Here is a 1,083-nt window from a genome sequence, read left to right as displayed (position 1 = left end):
GAGGTCATACAGTGCGGAAAGGTCGCCGACCACCGCCAACGTTGGCCTGGCGGGGGCACGTTGTACGCCGGCGGCGGCGGAAATCAGACCGTCGATACCGCTGGCGCCACGGTTGCTGAATACCGGGTAAGCGACGGGCAATGGCGTTAACGCGTCGATCAGTCGCACCACCAGGCTGTTGCCGAGAAACAGCTGGCCGTTCTCCGGCAACAGTTCCGGCAGGCGGTGCGCCAGCTGCGCTTCGCCAAAGTTATCGTACAGATGCGTGGACGCCGCCGTCAGCGCCTTATCCGCCAGCGCAGCCAGCCCGGCGGCCCACGGCGCGCGCGGTTGCGCCGGATGCTGCGCCAACCACTGCGCCACGCCGGCGCGCAGGCGCCGCCCCCGGTGCTGGGCCGGATCGAGCCGCCCCGGCAGCTCGTCGATGACCCAATACTCTTCCGGCCGGCACTGCGCCTGCCACTGCAGCAGGCGTTTGCCGGTCAAGCTGCCGCCGAACTGCACCACCAGCTGCGCGTCTTGCAACAGGCGCTGCGCCTGCGGATGCGCGAGCCATAAATCGGCACAGGGCAGCGGTTGCCCGGTCTGCGACAGTACATCGCCGATCAGTGGCCAACCCAGCGTTTCGGCCCATTCCGCCACCTGTGCGCCCTCTTGTGCGCTCATGCGGCCGGCGAGCACCACGCCGCGCTTTTGTCGCCAGAAAGACCAGTCCGGCTGCGGCAATGGCACTGCATGCGTCTCGCTTTCCTGCAGCCACGGACGATCGCTCTGCCACCAGTCGCCCAGCGCGGCGGACCATTCGGCATAGTGACGCTCATCGCCGCCGTACAGCGGTTCGGCGAACGGGCAGTTGATATGCAAAGCGCCATGCTGCAAGCGCGCCATCGCGCTGTCGACGCTGGAGGCCAGCCACGCGGCCGGAATATCCGGCGTAGGACGCGGCAGATCGATCGCCAGCGTCGGGTGGCTGCTGTAGAGGCCGTTTTGACGGATCGCCTGATTGGCGCCGCAGTCGATCAGTTCCGGCGGCCGATCGGCGGTGAGAAACACCAGCCGTTCACCGGTCAGGCCGGCTTCGAT

Annotated in this window: 1 protein-coding gene; it reads right to left on the bottom strand. The window is 67.6% G+C overall.

Annotation, left to right across the window (positions count from 1 at the left end; translation table 11 throughout):
• Window positions 1-1,083, bottom strand: a 1,083-nt coding sequence (gene menD / locus SO140_RS46025; protein ID WP_498544209.1) for a 2-succinyl-5-enolpyruvyl-6-hydroxy-3-cyclohexene-1-carboxylic-acid synthase, incomplete at both ends; no start/stop codon positions are given.

It is taken from the genome of Bradyrhizobium sp. UFLA05-108 (assembly GCF_059803455.1).
This window is presented reverse-complemented; position numbering and strand designations above follow the sequence as displayed.